This is a genomic window from uncultured Cloacibacillus sp. (assembly GCF_963926575.1).
Classification (GTDB): domain Bacteria; phylum Synergistota; class Synergistia; order Synergistales; family Synergistaceae; genus Caccocola; species Caccocola faecigallinarum.
Map to the genome: position 1 here is coordinate 142406 of NZ_CAWUXW010000004.1, position 15890 is coordinate 158295.

15 protein-coding genes, 1 tRNA gene and 1 CRISPR repeat array are annotated in these 15890 nt (G+C 58.7%); of the genes, 7 read left to right on the forward strand and 9 right to left on the reverse strand.

The annotated features are described in order from the left end of the window. Window positions 1–16 precede the first annotated feature (16 nt). Complete coding sequence (locus ABGT66_RS10685; protein ID WP_346690580.1) at window positions 17–505, forward strand: NUDIX domain-containing protein; 489 nt, start codon at window positions 17–19, stop codon at window positions 503–505. Here ABGT66_RS10685 and ABGT66_RS10690 read toward each other — a convergent pair. The 4 genes from ABGT66_RS10690 to ABGT66_RS10705 all read right to left on the reverse strand — a co-directional run bounded on the left by ABGT66_RS10690 (window position 495) and on the right by ABGT66_RS10705 (window position 4187). Next, window positions 495–1757: an MFS transporter gene (locus tag ABGT66_RS10690; RefSeq protein ID WP_346690581.1), complete on the reverse strand. Its 1263-nt coding sequence runs from the start codon at window positions 1755–1757 to the stop codon at window positions 495–497. The two genes, ABGT66_RS10685 and ABGT66_RS10690, sit on opposite strands and share 11 nt — an antisense overlap. Before the next feature lie 137 nt (window positions 1758–1894). Continuing rightward, entirely contained in the window at window positions 1895–2290 is a 396-nt protein-coding gene (locus ABGT66_RS10695) for a cupin domain-containing protein (RefSeq protein WP_346690582.1), read from the reverse strand. 12 nt (window positions 2291–2302) lie between these two features. Further along, window positions 2303–3475: an iron-containing alcohol dehydrogenase gene (locus tag ABGT66_RS10700; protein ID WP_346690583.1), complete on the reverse strand. Its 1173-nt coding sequence runs from the start codon at window positions 3473–3475 to the stop codon at window positions 2303–2305. Between the two features lie 166 nt (window positions 3476–3641). Then, window positions 3642–4187, reverse strand: coding sequence for an XRE family transcriptional regulator (locus ABGT66_RS10705; protein WP_300262769.1), 546 nt, complete (start codon window positions 4185–4187; stop codon window positions 3642–3644). A gap of 386 nt (window positions 4188–4573) precedes the next feature. On the opposite strand from ABGT66_RS10705, the gene ABGT66_RS10710 reads away from it, so the two are divergent. The 3 genes from ABGT66_RS10710 to ABGT66_RS10720 all read left to right on the forward strand — a co-directional run bounded on the left by ABGT66_RS10710 (window position 4574) and on the right by ABGT66_RS10720 (window position 6677). Continuing rightward, window positions 4574–4649, forward strand: a tRNA-Ala gene (locus tag ABGT66_RS10710). 374 nt (window positions 4650–5023) lie between these two features. Then, the gene (locus ABGT66_RS10715; RefSeq protein WP_294192085.1) at window positions 5024–6409 is read left to right on the forward strand and encodes a TRAP transporter large permease subunit; all 1386 of its coding nucleotides are present in this window, start codon (window positions 5024–5026) and stop codon (window positions 6407–6409) included. Between the two features lie 13 nt (window positions 6410–6422). Further along, window positions 6423–6677 (forward strand): hypothetical protein, encoded by a 255-nt coding sequence (locus ABGT66_RS10720; protein WP_303150404.1) that lies wholly within the window; start codon window positions 6423–6425, stop codon window positions 6675–6677. A gap of 111 nt (window positions 6678–6788) precedes the next feature. On the opposite strand, the gene ABGT66_RS10725 is transcribed toward ABGT66_RS10720, so the two are convergent. Then, entirely contained in the window at window positions 6789–7421 is a 633-nt protein-coding gene (locus tag ABGT66_RS10725) for a hypothetical protein (RefSeq protein WP_346690584.1), read from the reverse strand. 158 nt (window positions 7422–7579) lie between these two features. Here ABGT66_RS10725 and ABGT66_RS10730 point away from each other — a divergent pair, with 158 nt between their 5' ends. Together ABGT66_RS10730 and ABGT66_RS10735 are read left to right on the forward strand one after the other, a co-directional pair. After that, window positions 7580–8434 (forward strand): DMT family transporter, encoded by an 855-nt coding sequence (locus ABGT66_RS10730; protein ID WP_346690585.1) that lies wholly within the window; start codon window positions 7580–7582, stop codon window positions 8432–8434. 104 nt (window positions 8435–8538) lie between these two features. Further along, entirely contained in the window at window positions 8539–9453 is a 915-nt protein-coding gene (locus tag ABGT66_RS10735) for a Fic family protein (RefSeq protein ID WP_346690586.1), read from the forward strand. Window positions 9454–9518: 65 nt separating this feature from the next. Here the strand turns inward: ABGT66_RS10735 and ABGT66_RS10740 are convergent, their stop codons facing one another. The 4 genes from ABGT66_RS10740 to ABGT66_RS10755 form a co-directional block, all read right to left on the reverse strand. Beyond that, window positions 9519–10304 carry a MetQ/NlpA family ABC transporter substrate-binding protein gene (locus ABGT66_RS10740; RefSeq protein ID WP_346690587.1) on the reverse strand — a complete coding sequence of 262 codons (786 nt, stop codon included), beginning with the start codon at window positions 10302–10304 and terminating at the stop codon, window positions 9519–9521. Between the two features lie 64 nt (window positions 10305–10368). Continuing rightward, a complete protein-coding gene (locus ABGT66_RS10745; protein ID WP_294192110.1) occupies window positions 10369–11004 on the reverse strand; it encodes a methionine ABC transporter permease in 636 nt (211 codons plus the stop codon). After that, window positions 10994–11962, reverse strand: coding sequence for a methionine ABC transporter ATP-binding protein (locus tag ABGT66_RS10750; protein WP_346690588.1), 969 nt, complete (start codon window positions 11960–11962; stop codon window positions 10994–10996). Before ABGT66_RS10750 ends, ABGT66_RS10745 begins: the two co-directional genes overlap by 11 nt. 278 nt (window positions 11963–12240) lie before the next feature. Further along, complete coding sequence (locus ABGT66_RS10755; RefSeq protein ID WP_346690589.1) at window positions 12241–13128, reverse strand: DMT family transporter; 888 nt, start codon at window positions 13126–13128, stop codon at window positions 12241–12243. Between the two features lie 259 nt (window positions 13129–13387). Next, window positions 13388–13615: direct repeats of the CRISPR family, unit length 32 nt; unit sequence ATTTCAACTCACCCCCGCACGGGGACGGAAAC. A 979-nt stretch (window positions 13616–14594) separates the two neighbouring features. On the opposite strand from ABGT66_RS10755, the gene ABGT66_RS10760 reads away from it, so the two are divergent. Next, window positions 14595–15881 carry a hypothetical protein gene (locus ABGT66_RS10760; RefSeq protein WP_346690590.1) on the forward strand — a complete coding sequence of 429 codons (1287 nt, stop codon included), beginning with the start codon at window positions 14595–14597 and terminating at the stop codon, window positions 15879–15881. The last annotated feature ends 9 nt before the right edge of the window (window positions 15882–15890 follow it).

The window sequence follows — 15890 nt, forward strand, 5'->3', positions numbered from 1 at the left end:
GAGGCACGGACGGAAAATGGCGGAAATCTGGGACCTTTACGACGCTGAGCGCCGCCGCACGGGAAAGACCATGATGCGCGGCGAGCCGGTGCCCCGCGGCTTTTACACACTCTCCGTGAGCGTTTGGCTGACGAACGGGCGCGGCGAATATTTACTGTCGAAGCGCCATCCCGCGAAGAAATTCCCGAATTTGTGGGAATGCACGGGCGGAGGCGCGCTCGCCGGAGAGGAGAGCCTCGAAGCCGGCGTTCGCGAGGTGCGCGAAGAATTGGGAATAGTCCTGCGGCCCGGGGAGGGCAGGCTGATTTACCGGACGCGCCGCGACGAGTTCCGGGACTTCTACGACGTCTGGCTTTTCCGATGCGGCGCGCCGCTTTCGTCGCTCACGCTCCAGCCCGAGGAGGTTACCGAGGCGCGCTGGGCCTCGCGCGGGGAGATAAAGCGTCTCCGCGCCGCGGGGCTGCTGCATCCGCTGCTCGACTACATCGACGGGATTATAATTTAGGATTCTGACTGAGCTTCTTCAGCTTCGGCAGGGCGAAGAAAAGCTGCGCGAGCGCCGCGGCGCTCAGCGCGACTATGAAGACGAGCGCCCAGTGGTAGCCCTCGGCGGCGAATTTGCCGCCGGACACCGGGTACAGGTTGATTATCACGCCGATGAACCACTGCAAAAGGAAAGAAACGACGAAAATCGTGAAGTTCAGCAGAGAGAAGGCGCGCCCAGAGACGGATGGCTCGAACAGCCGCCCCGTAATCGAGAACGAAATCATCGTCATCGTCGCGCTGAACATCACGCAGCACCAGAGCGGCGCGGCCGGGCCGCCGAAAAAGGCGATTGCTGCGACGACGGCCGTGAACAGAGCGCCCGCGAAGAAATAAAACTCCTCCCACGTCAGCCAGCCTTTCCTGGAAAGGGAGCTGGCGATCACGCCGTTCAGAAGATAACCGGCGGCGATGCCAGTCGAGCTGAGCAGCATCATCAGGCCGGCGCTCGAGCCATCAAGCATTGCGACATCCCTGAGCCACGGCCCTATCCACAGATATGCGAACGAGAAAAGCACTCCGTCGGCGACCGCGACCACCGGGGCCACGTAGAGGAAGCGTTTATCCGTCACGAAGCCGAACATCTCTTTGGCCGCGCGCCACAGGCTTTGACGCGGGCCGCCCTTGTTCGCCGTCTCGCGGGGCGCAAGGAAGACGAGCAGCAGTATCGCGATTAAGACGGCCGCAGCTGCGGCGAACATTATTTTCCGCCACGAGCAGAACTGCAGCGCCAGCGTGACGGGCCGCGTCGCAGACATGACGCCGATGCCGCCCATCATGCTTTCGAGGCTGAAAGCGAGCGGCAGATATTCCTGCGGCAGCCAGTGCGCGAACGATTTGAAGGCGGACATGAGCGCCGCGGCGAAGCCGAAGCCGATGAGGGCGCGCGCGCAGATCAGCATGACGTAGCTCCGGGCGCAGCCGAAAAGGAAGGTCCCCGCCAGCGCGAACGACAGCATCACGATGAGCGTGACCTTGCCGCCCAAGCGGTCCAGCATGAGGCCGAGCGGAAGCTGCGCTATGCCGAAGGCGGCGAGGTTCATGGACGATACGAAGCCGAGCGCCGCCGGAGTGAGCGAGAACTCCTCCGTAATATACGGCGCGAGCACGGAATTGACGCTGCCGATGAACATTCCGAGAAAAAACGCAAAGCCGAACGGTATCCAAAGTCTGAAAAAAAGAGGAGAAAAAAATCTGCCGCCGCTGCCGCCCATATTAAGCCGTCTCCTATTCCGCATCGAAAATATAATTCAGGTACAGACCGGCGCTATTATATCTCATAAAAGCGAAAGCGGCTCTATAACGGAGCCGCTTTCGCTATAACAATATCCTGAAAAAACGACGCGCGCGCCTATTTCAGCTTCCCGTACACCTCGTCCGAGACAGGCTCAAGCCATGTCGCGGGGCCGAGCTCCGGGTGCACCTCTATCGCAATGTGCGAGAACCATGAGTCGGGGGCGGCGCCGTGCCAGTGTTTGACCTCGGCTGGAATTTCGACCACATCGCCCGGTTTCAGTTCGCGCGCCTCTTTACCCCACTCCTGGTAATAGCCGCGTCCCGCGGTAACGAGCAGTATCTGTCCGCCGCGGTGGGTGTGCCAGTTGTTGCGGCAGGCCGGCGCGAAGGTTACGTTCGCGACGGGGCAGGGCATCCCCGTCAGCATTTTAAGCCAGACTTCGCCGCTGAAGTTTTCGTTGTCAAATCTCTCCCCGGCGGGGAAAATCAAGCTGTCTTTGAAATCAGCCATCTGTATCGCCTCTTATTTATACGACTTCGCGTAAATTTCGACGCAGTCCTCGACGGAGAGCTCGACGCGGTCGTTGACGAAGAGCCAGCACATCGAGTCCATCGCGTTTTTCGCCATCTTCTCAAATTCGTCGGGCGTGATGCAGTAGTCGGACATCTTGAGGCCGTCGACGCCGCATTCGCGCTGCAGGTTCGCGAGCGCCGTCAGGAAGTCCTCCGGCTTCGATGCCTCCGTCATGCCCATCGCCTGCGCCATACGCACGAAACGCTCCGGCGCGACGCCCTTCTTGATGAAGAATTCGTAATATGCGAGGCTTATCATTATGAGCCCCGCGCCGTGCGGAAGCTCCTGGTGGTAGGCGCTCATCGCGTGCTCAAGCGAGTGCTCGCTCGTGCAGCAGCCGACGCACATCTGGATGCCCGAGAGGTAGTTGCCGAAGGCGACCTTCGCGCGCGCGTCGAGGTCCTTGCCGTCGCGCACGGTAGCCGCGAGGTTGCGGCCGACGTTTTCAATCGCGGTGATGGCCACCATGTCGCTCATGAGGTTCGCCTTGTTCGAGATGTAGCCCTCGGTGCTGTGGAAGAGCGCGTCGAAGCCCTGATAGGCGGTGAATTTCGGCGGCACGCTCGTCATCAGCTCGGGGTCTACTATCGCTATGACTGGGAAGAACTTCTCGCTGACGATGCCGGTTTTCTCGTACGTCTCGGGGTTTGTGATGACGCCGCCCGAGTCCGTCTCGGAGCCCGTGCCCGCCGTCGTCGTTATCGCGACTATCGGGAGCGGGTCGTGCTCCGGCGTTTTGCGTCCGCCCGTTCCGCTCTGCACATAGTCCCAGAGGTCGCCGCCGTTGGTCGCCATCAGCGCGATGGCCTTCGACGCGTCCATTACGCTGCCGCCGCCGAGCGCCACGACGAAGTCGCAGCCGTGCTCGCGCGCGAAGGCGCCGCCTTCCATGACCGTGGATTTCAGCGGGTTCGCCTCGACCTTGTCGAAGACGAAATATTCGACGCCCGCCTTCGCGAGCTGCTCCTCCGTGCGCGCGAGATAGCCGTTCTCGCGCGTGGACTTCCCGTTCGATATGACGAGCATCGCCCTGCGCCCGGGCAGCGCCTGCTTGTGCAGATTGTTCAGCTCGCCCGCGCCGAAAAGCGCCTTCGTCGGTACGTACATCAAAAATTTATCCATTTATATATTGCTCTCCTTTCGGGATATTTTCCCTATTTATCTCCACATTATAAAAATAACACTTAAAGCCGGCTCTAAGTCAAGGCCGCGCCGTGCCGCGCGAAAATTCCGCCGCGCATAAAAAAATCCCCGCCGCATGGCGGGGATCGACGTTTTTGCCTGATATTCAGACCGACGGCATATCGCCGCAGAGGACGAGCACCGCGTCCTCCTCGCCGCCGTTCTCCCAGCGGTGCGGGACGAAGCCGTCGAAATAAAGCGAATCGCCCTCGCACATCTCGCAGCTGACGCCGTCGCCGTAATGAAAGCTGACGCTGCCGCTCACGACGTAGAAAAACGCGTCGCCCGGCGCGGGCTGCCCGAGCTCGAGCGTCGCGCCGCCCGGCAGCACGGCCTCGATAGGCTGCATCTTCGCGCTGCGCCGCATCGTAAGATAGCGCAGCGTCACGCGCCCGTCCTCGCCCGCGTGAACGACGAAGCCGCCGCCGCTGCGCACCGGCGCGAGCGGCTCGCGCCCCTCCGGCTGCGTCAGCGCGGAGACCGCCACACCGTAGACCGCCGCGAGACGGCGCAGGCTGTCGATGCTCGGCTCCGACTTTCCCGTCTCAAGCTTGGAAAGCTGGGCGACCGACAGGCCGACGCGCTGCGAAAGCGCTTCCAGCGTCCAGCCGCGTTCTTTTCGGTACCGTCTTATGGTTGCTGAAAAACTCATGGCGTCGCCTCGCTTTCGTTAAAAAGTATGGAGATGGAAGTATCGATTTTACATGTTAAATTCCTCTGCAAAAAGTATAGCCGTACCAATAGTGTCAGTCAATAACAACCATTTTTTCATCGTTCATAAACAACAGCCGCGATTTATATATCCGCATATAAATTTCACCCGCGCGCCTCAAAAAAAGGCGAAACGCCGCCGCCCCACGCCGCCGCGCAAAATAGTTAAGATAAATCAAATATAAAATACCCTTTTAAGCTCCCATACGCGCCACTGAAAGCCTCTCGCGGCGCACGCCGCGCGCATCGCCGCCGCGAATTTTACGCCGATCGGAAAATCGTGCTTGACATAGAAGCGCTTCATCCGTATAATGACTTTTGTTGTTCGGGGGTATAGCTCAGTTGGGAGAGCGCTTGAATGGCATTCAAGAGGTCAGGGGTTCGAATCCCCTTATCTCCACCATTAAAAATTCAGTGCCGGTGCGGTTTGTCCGCTCCGGCATTTTTTTATGCTTTTTCTTCGCCCGCACACTTCACGTCTTTTCAAAAAAAATCCTGCTGATTTTTTGCACTCCGGCCCGCCGCTGCAAAACGCCGCCGCCGTTTTCTTTGACACCGGTTTGACTTTATCCTATAATCCGCGTTTGGTGGTAAAAGTTTGCTTTTACCTGACAATATGTGAAACGGCAGATTTCGCCGTCAATTATAGAAGCAAGGGGGAGTAGGAAAACCGGGCGAGACATACGGCACAGCGGCGGGGCCGCGGCGCGGGAGGCCACGCATGAAAGAAACCGCGCGGCGCACAAAAGCGTAAGCAATATTTAAGGAGTGACACACATGGATTTATTTGGCGTAGGTATATATTCTCTGATAATATACATCGCCGCCGTCCTTGTCATCAGCGTCGTCCTCAAGCGGCGCATGGCGGAGGCGATGCTCTGGACGTTCATCATCATCGTCGTCATCGGCGGAATGTTCAGCGACAAGAGCGCATGGACGCTCACGAAGGACGGGCTGCTCGACGCGGCTAAGCAGGAGGTCGTCTACGCTTCGATGGCCTTCGTCTTCATGGCCTTCATGATGGAGCGCACCGGCGTCATCAACCGTCTGATACAGATACTCAACAGCATCCTCGGACGCTTCGCGGGCGGCTCGGGCTACGTCTCGACCATCGCGAGCGCGCTCTTCGGCATGGTCTCCGGCTCCGGCTCCGGCAACGCCTCTGCGGTCGGCTCCATCACCATCCCGTGGATGAAGGGCAACGGCTGGACGACTGCGCGCGCGACGACGATCGTCGCGGGCAACGCGGGCCTCGGAATAGTCTTCCCGCCCTCGTCCTCGATGCTCCTGTTGCTCGGCATGGAGACGATAGCGGTCGAACTCACGAGCAACGAGCTCTACGTCGGCCTCATGGGCGGCGGTCTGATAATCCTCGCCTACCGCCTTCTCGTCGTCTACTTCTACGCGAAGCACGACGGCCTCAAGCCGATACCGAAGGACCAGCTCAAGCCGCTCGGCGAAGAGCTGCGCAAATACTCCAGCTCCTTCATAATCTTCCTCGGAATATTCATCCCGCTCTTCTTCACGATGGGCCCCGTCGGAAAGGCGATAAAGGCGACGCTCAACGCAGACGTCTCCGGCTCGTTCAAGTCCATCTCGCTCGTTATGTGGATTCCTATCCTTATGACGACCTTCACGATGATTGAAGGCTGGAAATATCTGCCGCACAGCTTCTCCGGCTGGAAGGACATGATACAGAAGTCCGCGCCTAAATTCAGCGAAGTCGGATGCCAGCTCTTCTTCTCCTTCGCCGCGGCCAGCGTACTCTCCGACCTCGGCCTCCAGGAAGAATTCTCCGACATATTCGCCATCCTCGGCGGCTACTCGCCCTACCTCGTTATGATAGTCGTCGCGGTCATAATCACGCTCATGGTCGGCCCCTTCAGCGGAACGGCGACGACGACGGCGATCGGGGCCCTCTCCTACGCCGCTATGCGCTCCATAGGCCTGCCGCCCGTCACCTGCTGCGTAGCCTTCCTCTTCCTCACCTCCAACGAAGGCTGCACGCCGCCGCAGGCCGCGCCGATATACATCGCGAGCGGCATCGCCGGGCTCGACGACCCCGCGGTAATATTCAAAGACCTGCTCCTGCACTACGCGCTGCCAGTCATCGTGATATCGCTGCTGATAATGGCCGGTATAATACCGATCATCGGCGCATAAGGGGGAAAAGTCCATGAAAAAGACCATCTACAGCATCTGCATGGTAATCTTCGAAATAACTCTGCCGCTCTTCCTCATAATGGGCGCGGTGCTCGTCTACACGCAGCTCTTCGGCGCCATAATAGGCGACGGCAAACTCGTCAAAACCATCAACAGCTCGCTTAAGACCTACTCAGTCTGGGTCTCATGCGTCTGCGCCTTCTCCGGCTTCATCATGAGCTACACCAAGGAGAAGAAAAAAGGCGAGAAAAAAGCGGAAGAGGAATAACGGAAGTCCGGCAATTCAGGATAACGCAAAACAGGAGGGCGCGAGCCCTCCTGTTTTTTGTCTGCTTCTTTCCGTAATCTATGAGCTTTTAGAATTTTCCGGAGTCCTTTATTACTTCTCCCCCTTCTTCTCGCTTCTCTCCCACTGCTTTTCGAGCTCTATCAGCTGCTCGGTCGTGATTTTTTTGTAGCGCTTCGGCGGGTTGAAGAGGTTCGGGTCGAGCGTGGTGAATTTTATGCGGCGGTATTCGTAGGACATATAGCCGTTGAGCGACTCGGTCTTTACGGGGATCGGGAAGTCGGTGCGGTACCATTCGTAGTATTTGTCCTCGGTCTCGCCGCCGTTGTATTTCACCGTGACGAGGTATTTTTTGAGGCGGAAGGTGTCGATGGTCTCGTAGCCGAGGTCTTCGCGCGAGAGGTCGCCGCCTCCGCTTCTTTCCTTCGAGTTTTCAAGCGAGGTGCCGAGCGGGAAGCCCCAGAATTCTTCTTCGACGTAGACGCGCCGCTTGGGGAATATTACCCACATAACTTTTTTGTCGGCTCGCGTGATTTCGATGGTGTCCGCGCCCTCGACTTCGTAGCGCGATTTGTCCGCCGTGACGTATATTTTGCCCTCGCGCACCTCGTCGCCGAGCTTTTCGCTGAATTCGGCGCTGAATTCGAGCGCCTGCGCGCCCGCCGCCGTGAGCGCGAGCGACGCGAAGGCTATGACGAAGGCGGCGGCTTTGCGGATTTTTCTCATTTTCGTTTCATCTCCCCCGGACGCGGATGCGTCCGATGTTTTTGCGCGGCGGCTTGTATCTTCCGCCGTCCTGTTATTATATAATATAGCGCCCGCGTTTCGGCGCTTGTGCAAATTTTACGGCGGGGCCGGTGGTTTTGATGCTGTACGGGATTTTTATGAGCGTGATGACGTGTCTTTGCTGGGGCAGCACGTCGGTGATGATGCGCGGCATCCATAAGCTCGGCGCTTTCGAGGTGTCGCTGCTGCGCGCGGCGGGCGGGCTGGTCTGCGGCTCGGCGCTTTTCTTCGCTTTCCACGGCGGGGCGGCGCGTATCTCGGCGCTTGAGGCGGCCGTCTTCGTCGTCATGGTGCTCTGCAACAACGTTATCGGCGACGTTTTCCTGCTTTTCGCGGTGCAGCGGCTCGGCGTCGCGCGCGGCGCGGCTATCGCGAGCTCTTATCCTGTGGTCGTCTCGATCGCCTCGCATTTCATATTCGGCTCGCCCTTCACTGGGGCGACTGCGGCGGGGACGCTGACGGCTTTCGCGGGGACGGCGCTGCTCTGCCGCAGGGACGGCGGCTGCACGGTGCCGGTCACGTGGTCCGGCGTCGCCTATGCTGTCGCCGCCTCTCTCTTCTGGGCGGCGGGGCTGCTTTTCAACAAGGCGCTCATAGCGGACGGCCTTTCGCCGCTTTTCGTGACCTTCGGACGCGGCGTGACGTTCTTCACCATCGCGCTCGCCCTGTGGCTCTGGGAGAAGGAGCGCCGCTCGCCCGCCGCGTGGCGGATTTTCCTGACGCGCGAGACAGGCTTCGCCTTCGCCGCCGGTTTCTGCTCGCTCGGCTTCGGCGCCTTTTTCTTCTCATCCGCGCTCGCATACGTACAGCCCGCCGTCGCGACGACAATAGGCGCGTCGAACCCCATCGCCGCGACGATAGCCGCAATCATCATCTACAAGGAAAAGCCGACCCTGCGCCAGTGGGCGGGCATCTTCCTCGCCGTGCTGGGGTCGGCGCTGGTGACGCTGTAAGGAAACATCCGTGCGCGTTATCGGAGTAATAGAGCCGGTAAAAGTGGATTTTTTTTGCTACTATTATTCCTATAAAAAGCTGGCACGAAAGCGGGGCGGTTGGCGTGGAATATATCTCGGTCAGGGAAGCGGCGGAGCGCTGGGGGATTTCAGAGCGGCGAGTGCGGCTTTTGTGCAGCCTCGGCAAGGTCGAGGGCGTCGTGCGTCATGGGCGCGCGTACCGCATTCCGGCCGGCGCGCCGCGGCCTCAAGATGGCGGCAGAACACGGCGTTTCAGCATATCGGAACAATACCGCGAAATTTTTTCACGCATAGACGCGATGAAGGCGGAGCTCGACGCACGGCGTCCTTTCAGCGCCGCGGAGCTGCGGCGTATGCGCGAGGAGTTCGCCGTGGAATACACTTACAACTCTAACGCGATAGAGGGAAACACTCTGACGCTGCGCGAGACTGCGCTTGTGCTCGAAGGGCTGACTATCGACAAGAAACCGCTGAAGGACCACCTCGAAGCGGTCGGGCACAAGGAGGCTTTCGATTATGTGCTTTCGCTCGTGCAGGAGCAGGCGCCTGTTTCGGAGCGCGTCATAAAAGAAATACACTCGCTCGTGCTGATGGACAGGCCGGAGGAACGCGGACGCTGGCGGCGCATTCCGGTGCGCATCCTCGGCGCGTCAAGCACGCCGCCGGAGCCGGTGACGATTCCGGAGCTTATGGAGCGGCTGGTCGCGGACGAACGCCGCAGCAGGCTGCACCCGATAGAGCGCGCCGCGCTTTTCCATCTGAAATTTGAAAACATCCATCCGTTCGTTGACGGCAACGGGCGCACCGGGCGGCTTATTCTCAATCTCTCGCTGATGAAAAACGGCTATCCGCCGGTGAATGTGAAGTTCGCGGACAGGCGGCGTTATTACGACGCATTTGAAAACTGGCTCGCCGACGGCGGCGAGGCGATGACGCGGCTCGTCGCGGAGTATATAGAAGAAGAGCTGGCGAAGCTGCTGCGTTTCGCCGCGCAATGAAAAAGCGCCCCGATTAAGGGCGCTTTTCTTCACTTTAAGCCTTGCTTTTGTCTTTCGCGCTTCGCTTAGAACGCGGGGACTATTCCCTTGGGGACGAGCTCGGTCTCTATGAATTTCTTTACTTCGGGCGACTGGACGGCTTTCACGAGGGCCTTGGTCTTGTCGCTGTCCTTGTCGGCTTCGCGGACTACGATGATGTTCGCGTAGGGCGAATCCTTGTCTTCGATGACTATCGCGTCCTTCGCAGGGTTGAGGCCCGCTTCGCCGGCGAAGTTCGTGTTGATGACGGCCGCCGTCACGTCCTGGAGCGTGCGCGGGAGCTGCGCGGCGTCGATTTCGCTTATCTTGAGCTTCTTCGGGTTGTCGGTGATGTCTTTCGCGGTGATGAGCTCGCCTTCCTTGACCTTGATGAGTCCGGCCTTCTCAAGGACGCGGAGCGCGCGGGCGCAGTTGGTGGCGTCGTTCGGTATCGCTATCTGCGCGCCGTCTTCGATTTCATCGACGCTCTTTATCTTCGCCGAGTAGAGGCCCATCGGCTCGATGTGGATCTTCGCGACCCAGACGCACTTGAGTCCGCGCTCTTTGTTCGCGTTGTCGAAGTAGGGGACGTGCTGGAAGAAGTTCGCGTCGATGGCGCCTTCCGCGAGCGCGGTGTTCGGCGTCACGTAGTCGGTGAATTCGACTATCTTGAGCTCGTAGCCCTCTTTTTCAAGGAGCGGGCGCGCCGCTTCCATTATGTCCTTGTGCGGGAAGGGGGTGACCCCGACCTTGATGACCTTGTCGTCCGCCGCGAAGGCTATCGCCGGGACGAGGAGGACCGCTGCCAGTACTGCCGCTAAAGCTTTCTTCATTTCCGTTCTTCTCCTTTTTTATTTTATTTTTTCCGCCGCCGCGCGGACGGCGGTTGAACGCTTTTTATCTGATTTTCTCGTAGATGTAGTTCCCTATGCACTGGATGACCTGGACGACGACTATCAGGATCGCTACGGAGTATATCATTACGTCCGTCTGGAAGCGGTTGTAGCCGTATTTTATCGCGAGGTCGCCGAGGCCGCCGCCGCCGACTACGCCCGCCATCGCGGAGTAGCCGAGCAGGTTTATCGCGACTACGGCCCAGTTGAGGACGAGCGAGGGCATCGCCTCTTTTATCATGACGCCCCAGATTATCTGCCACGTGGACGCGCCGAAGGACTTCGCCGCTTCCACGACGCCGCGGTCGACCTCAAGCAGGCTGCCTTCCATGAGGCGCGCGACGAAGGGCGTCGCCGCGATGGTCAGCGGCACGATAGAGGCGGTGCTGCCTATCGAGGTGCCGACGATGATGCGCGTCAGCGGGATTATCGCGATGAGCAGTATTATGAAGGGGAAGGAGCGCAGAAGGTTGACGACGACGTCGAGCACGCGGTAGAGCGGCGCGTTCGGGCGCAGGCCGGAGGGGCCGGTAATTATCATGAGTATCGCGACGCCGGAGCCGAATATGCCCGAGAGCACCGTCGAGACGATTACCATATAAAGCGTTTCCCAAAGAGCATAGAGAAGCTCAGCGCCCATTGTCCATTACCTCCCAGAACATTTTGTTTTCCTTCAGCCATTTTTCGATGCGCGGCACGTCCTTGTCGTCGACGTGGATGATGAGGAAGCCCATCACGGTTTCGCGGTATTTCTCTATACGGCCGCCGACTATCGAGAAGTCTATTCCCAGCTCGCGCGCCATCTTCGAGACGATGCCCTCGTTCGCGATTTCGCGCGGGAACATCAGGCGGATGTTCGTACCCCGCGGGATGACCGCGTAGTCGTCCGTGATGAGCTTGCGCAGCTCCGGCCCCGGCGCGAGGAAGAGCTTGTCCGTGTCGCCCGAGTCGACGACGCGGCCGCCGTCGAGGATGATCACCTTGTTGCATATCATCTTGACGACCTCCATCTGGTGCGTGACGGCGATTATCGTGACGTTGAGCTTCTGGTTGATGTCCATGAGAAGCTCGAGGATGGAGATGGTCGTCTTAGGGTCGAGCGCCGAGGTCGCCTCGTCGCAGAGCAGGATTTCCGGGTTCAGCGCGAGGGCGCGCGCTATGCCGACCCGCTGCTTCTGGCCGCCGCTCAGATTGCGCACCTTCTCGTCGCGCTTCGCGGAGAGGCCGACGAGCTCGAGCAGCTCGTTGACCCTCGCCTCGGCCTCGGCCTTCGGCGTCCCCCAGACCTTGAGCGGGAACATGATGTTCTCGAAAACGTTCTTCCTGTTCATGAGGTTGAAGTTCTGGAAAATCATCCCCATGTCGCGGCGCAGCTGCTTCAGCTCCACGTCGTTCAAGTCCTTGACCTCGCGGCCCTTGACCTTCACGCTGCCCTCGGAATAGCCTTCGAGGCCGTTGAGGCAGCGCAGCAGCGTCGACTTACCCGCGCCGGAATGGCCGACTATGCCGAAGACGTCGCCCTTCCCGACAGAAAGGGAAATATCCGAAAGAACCTTGTGGTCGCCGAAATATTTCCCGAGCCCAGTAATCTCAATCATATAAAACCAGTCCTTCTGCTAAGGATTTAAGCGCATAAAAAAACCGAGCCTCGAAAAGGCCCGGTCTTATGATTTCTCGCGCGCGGCGCTCTAGGCGCCCGGTAAATCACAAGAGGAGCCTTCGTCGCACATGCACATCATCATGTCGTCTGCAAAATACGTCAGATTCAAATTCACGATTGCTCCTCCTTCTTCAAATATTGGGGACATTGTAGCGAGCGGCGCGTGAATTGTCAACCTCCGAGGCGCCCGCGCGCGTTACGGAAAGGTAAAAGCCGCTACTTCTTCGCCCGCTGCGAAATATACACGCCGCTGAGAATCAGCGCGCCGCCAGCGACCGCGAAGGGCGTGATGCGCTCGCCGAGCACTATCGCGGAGAAAATCATCGTCAGCGGCGGCGTGACGTAAATCAGGTTGTTCGCCTTCACCGCGCCGAGATTCCAAATGACGATGTTCCAGCCCCACGTGCAGAAGGCCGAGGCGAAAAGCGCGAGGAAAAGAATATTCGCCGCGACCGACGGGCGCGCGAGCTGCGCCGGATGCAGGTCGATGACCGGCGTCGCGGCGAGCGCTAGCAGCGACAGAAGCGTGTAAAAAAGCATCTTGCGCGCCGTCTGCACCGGCGTATAGCTCGCGCCCGCGCCCTTCACGACGATGCTGTAGCCCGCGAAGGCGCAGGCCGCGCAGAGCGCGATAAGGTCGCCGAGCGGATTGAGCTTCAGCACGAAATGGCCGTTGAAAATGATGAGAAAAATGCCCGCGAGGCAGAGCGCGCTGCCCGCCGCGAAGGCGCGCGAAAGTTTCTCGTTCTTCGTAAAAAAGTGCGCCGCTATGCCCGTTATCAGCGGCGCCGTGCCGCAGAGCAGAACGACGTTCGAGGCGGTGCTGTACGAAAGCGCGGTGTTCTCGCACAAAAAATAGAGCGTGACGCCGAGCAGCCCCGCCGCGGCGAGCCGCAGCTCGTCATGGAAATCGGCCGGCTTCATAAAGCGCGGGCTCGCCGCGACGAAAACTGCGTAGGCGAGCGCTACGCGGTAGAGCAGTATCTCCCCCGGCTCGAGATAGGTCAGCAGGTATTTCGTCGAGACGAAAGTGACGCTCCAGATAAAAGTGACCGCCGCCGCCAGCCCGTAGCTGAACAGCCGCCCGCGTCCCCGATACTCCATACCGCAGCCCCCTCTGCTGAAATTCAAAACATCGCCGTAAATTATACAGCGCGCCGAGCACCGTTGTATTGGAGGAAATTTTGCCGGCAACGGTAAAATATAACGCGCGGCGGGAAAACGCAGGAGGTTCGCGATTGCGGCGCTGGGCGGCTTCGCGCCGTTTTTTCGCGGATCTGCTGGCGCATCCCGCGGCGGAAAAAAGAGCTTCGCGGAAACGGCCTCGCCAAGCCGCTCCGGCGCGTGATAAAATAAGGGCGGGATTTCAACTCACCCCCGCACGGGGACGGAAACCGGAGCAATCCCGCAATGGCATTGATTATATCAATTTCAACTCACCCCCGCACGGGGACGGAAACATCCTCGGAATATTCCGCTATTTCTTTTTTACGTCATTTCAACTCACCCCCGCACGGGGACGGAAACTTATTAAAATCAAGATATATATTTTCAATTTCATTTCAACTCACCCCCGCACGGGGACACGTGGCGCAGGCGGCGGAATTTATTTTGCGGCGGGGCAGTTGTAGAATAGGGATGCACATTGAAAAGACGGCGGAGATTCGCACCGCGGGCGATGTGTGGCTCCGCGGAGATTTTGGAAATATTACGCGCCCGTGCGAACTGCATGAACGGCAGGTTCGCGCAAAACACGCTTCGGAGCGGCTTTACGACCGCGATTTCCGCGGCAGGATTTCAACTCACCCCCACGCGGGGACGGTAACGTGATGATATGGCGGTTGATACCGATACTGATGATTTCAACTCACCCCCACGCGGGGACGGTAACATGGTTGAGCGGCGCAGTATGATGCAGTGGTGGAATTTCAACTCACCCCCACACGGGGACACGTGGCGCAGGCGGCGGAAATTATTTTGCGGCGGGGCAGTTGTAGAATAGGGATGCACATTGAAAAAAAGGCGGAGTTCGCGATGCGGACGCAGCGCGGTTTCGCGGAGATTTTGGAATTATTTCGCAGCTGTGCGGACTGCGTGCGCGGCAGGTTCGCGCAAACCGCGCTTCGGAGCGGCTTCACGACCGCGATTTTCGCGGAAGGAATTTCAACTCACCCCCGCGCGGGGACGGTAACTTCACTTCAAAACTATTATAAAACTCTTTTCCATTTCAACTCACACCCACGCGGGGACGGCAACATTCTTCCGCGCCTCCCTCCAGCTTTGCGAGCATTTCAACTCACCCCCACGCGGGGACGGTAACCTTATTGCGTCGCCCTGCTCTACGCCCAGCTCCGATTTCAACTCACCCCCACGCGGGGACAAAGATTTCCATATTCCGCGCCGCGGATTTTTCTTTCAGTGTTTGTATTTTCTTTCTCTATGCTGTATCATGTTTTCACAAGCTGTTTATCTATCTGACAATGAGGAGGAGCCGCATGGAAACGGAGCGTTATGTGTTATTCTCTCCCGTCGGTATGACGGACCCGATTTCCGGTAATCGCGACGGCTCTATGCTGCATATCGCACGCAAATATAAGCCTGAGCATGTCTATCTCTATCTCTCGCAGGAGACGGCGGCCTTCGAAGAGGCAGACGGCCGCTATGCGGGCGCGCTCGCGTTGCTCGCGGACGAGCTCGGCTTTCATGTCGAGGTGACGAAATTCCCGCGCCCGGATCTCGTGGACGTGCATCTTTTCGACGAGTTTTACGACGAGTTTGAAGGAATCATAAAGAGGATAAAGGACGAGAACCCCGAGGCGGTCATACTACTCAACGTATCGTCGGGCACGCCCGCGATGAAGAGCGCGCTGCATACGATAGCGGCGATGACGGACGACGCGGAGTGCATACCGGTTCAGGTGGCGACGCCGCGCAAGGCGCACAACGAGCGCAGAGAAAGCATAACCGAATACGAGCTTGAAATACAGTGGCTCTGCGACAAAGATAATGAAAAAGAATCTTTCAGAGACAGGTGCTCATGCTCAAAGCATTATAATCTGCTGCTCAAGATAAAGAAGGAAATTATACGCAACCATATAGACGCATACGACTACCGCGCGGCGCTCGCGCTCGCGAAGGACTGCGGGCGCGGCGTGAGCGAGAGGGCGAAAGCTTATCTGCGCGCCGCCTGCGCGCGCGTGCAGCTAGACGAGCAGGGCGTGGACGCGCAGCTCGCAGAGACGCGCGCAGGGAGCGGCGTGCTTATCCGTTTTGCGCCTGTGCGCGGAGAGCGGCGGCGCAGCATTGTGGAATATCTTCTGTGGCTTGAGATGAAGCTGCGACGCGCTGAGTACTGCGATTTCATCCGCGGCATTTCACCTATTTTCCTTGATTTGCTGGAAGAAGCGGCGGACAAGGTCTGCGGCGTAAAAATAAATGATTTCTGCCGCATCATGGCGGAGGGCAAACGTTTTATGTCGATTGACGTGATGTCAAAAAGCGTGAAGGGGCGCGAGGTGCTCAACGTGCTGAACGAGGCTTTCAGAACCTACGGCGGTTACAGGAACAGCGACCTGAGTCCCGCGCAGCTCGTCCCCGTCATTGAAGCGCTGTCGCAGAATGAAGAGCTGAAGGCGTGCGTGCGCGCCCTTCGCGGGGCAGAACAGAACTGCCGCAATATGGCGGCGCACGAAATCGTCTCCGTAACCGGCGGCTGGATAAAGGAACGCTGCGGCCTGACGCCCGACGATATTCTCAAAATGCTTAACAACCTTGCGGAGTACGCAGGGCTGAAACAATCGGAGATAAAAAACGGCTCGTACGATAAGATGAACGAGCTGATAAAGGAATCTTTATAAGGGGGCTGT

Coding starts and splice junctions, on each gene's coding strand:
- ABGT66_RS10755 (WP_346690589.1), bottom strand. CDS start 13,128: ATGGAGTATCGGGGACGCGGGCGGCTGTTCAGCTACGGGCTGGCGGCG.
- ABGT66_RS10715 (WP_294192085.1), top strand. CDS start 5,024: ATGGATTTATTTGGCGTAGGTATATATTCTCTGATAATATACATCGCC.
- ABGT66_RS10760 (WP_346690590.1), top strand. CDS start 14,595: ATGCTGCATATCGCACGCAAATATAAGCCTGAGCATGTCTATCTCTAT.
- ABGT66_RS10740 (WP_346690587.1), bottom strand. CDS start 10,304: ATGAAGAAAGCTTTAGCGGCAGTACTGGCAGCGGTCCTCCTCGTCCCG.
- ABGT66_RS10685 (WP_346690580.1), top strand. CDS start 17: ATGGCGGAAATCTGGGACCTTTACGACGCTGAGCGCCGCCGCACGGGA.
- ABGT66_RS10700 (WP_346690583.1), bottom strand. CDS start 3,475: ATGGATAAATTTTTGATGTACGTACCGACGAAGGCGCTTTTCGGCGCG.
- ABGT66_RS10690 (WP_346690581.1), bottom strand. CDS start 1,757: ATGGGCGGCAGCGGCGGCAGATTTTTTTCTCCTCTTTTTTTCAGACTT.
- ABGT66_RS10750 (WP_346690588.1), bottom strand. CDS start 11,962: ATGATTGAGATTACTGGGCTCGGGAAATATTTCGGCGACCACAAGGTT.
- ABGT66_RS10725 (WP_346690584.1), bottom strand. CDS start 7,421: ATGAGAAAAATCCGCAAAGCCGCCGCCTTCGTCATAGCCTTCGCGTCG.
- ABGT66_RS10730 (WP_346690585.1), top strand. CDS start 7,580: ATGAGCGTGATGACGTGTCTTTGCTGGGGCAGCACGTCGGTGATGATG.
- ABGT66_RS10720 (WP_303150404.1), top strand. CDS start 6,423: ATGAAAAAGACCATCTACAGCATCTGCATGGTAATCTTCGAAATAACT.
- ABGT66_RS10695 (WP_346690582.1), bottom strand. CDS start 2,290: ATGGCTGATTTCAAAGACAGCTTGATTTTCCCCGCCGGGGAGAGATTT.
- ABGT66_RS10705 (WP_300262769.1), bottom strand. CDS start 4,187: ATGAGTTTTTCAGCAACCATAAGACGGTACCGAAAAGAACGCGGCTGG.
- ABGT66_RS10745 (WP_294192110.1), bottom strand. CDS start 11,004: ATGGGCGCTGAGCTTCTCTATGCTCTTTGGGAAACGCTTTATATGGTA.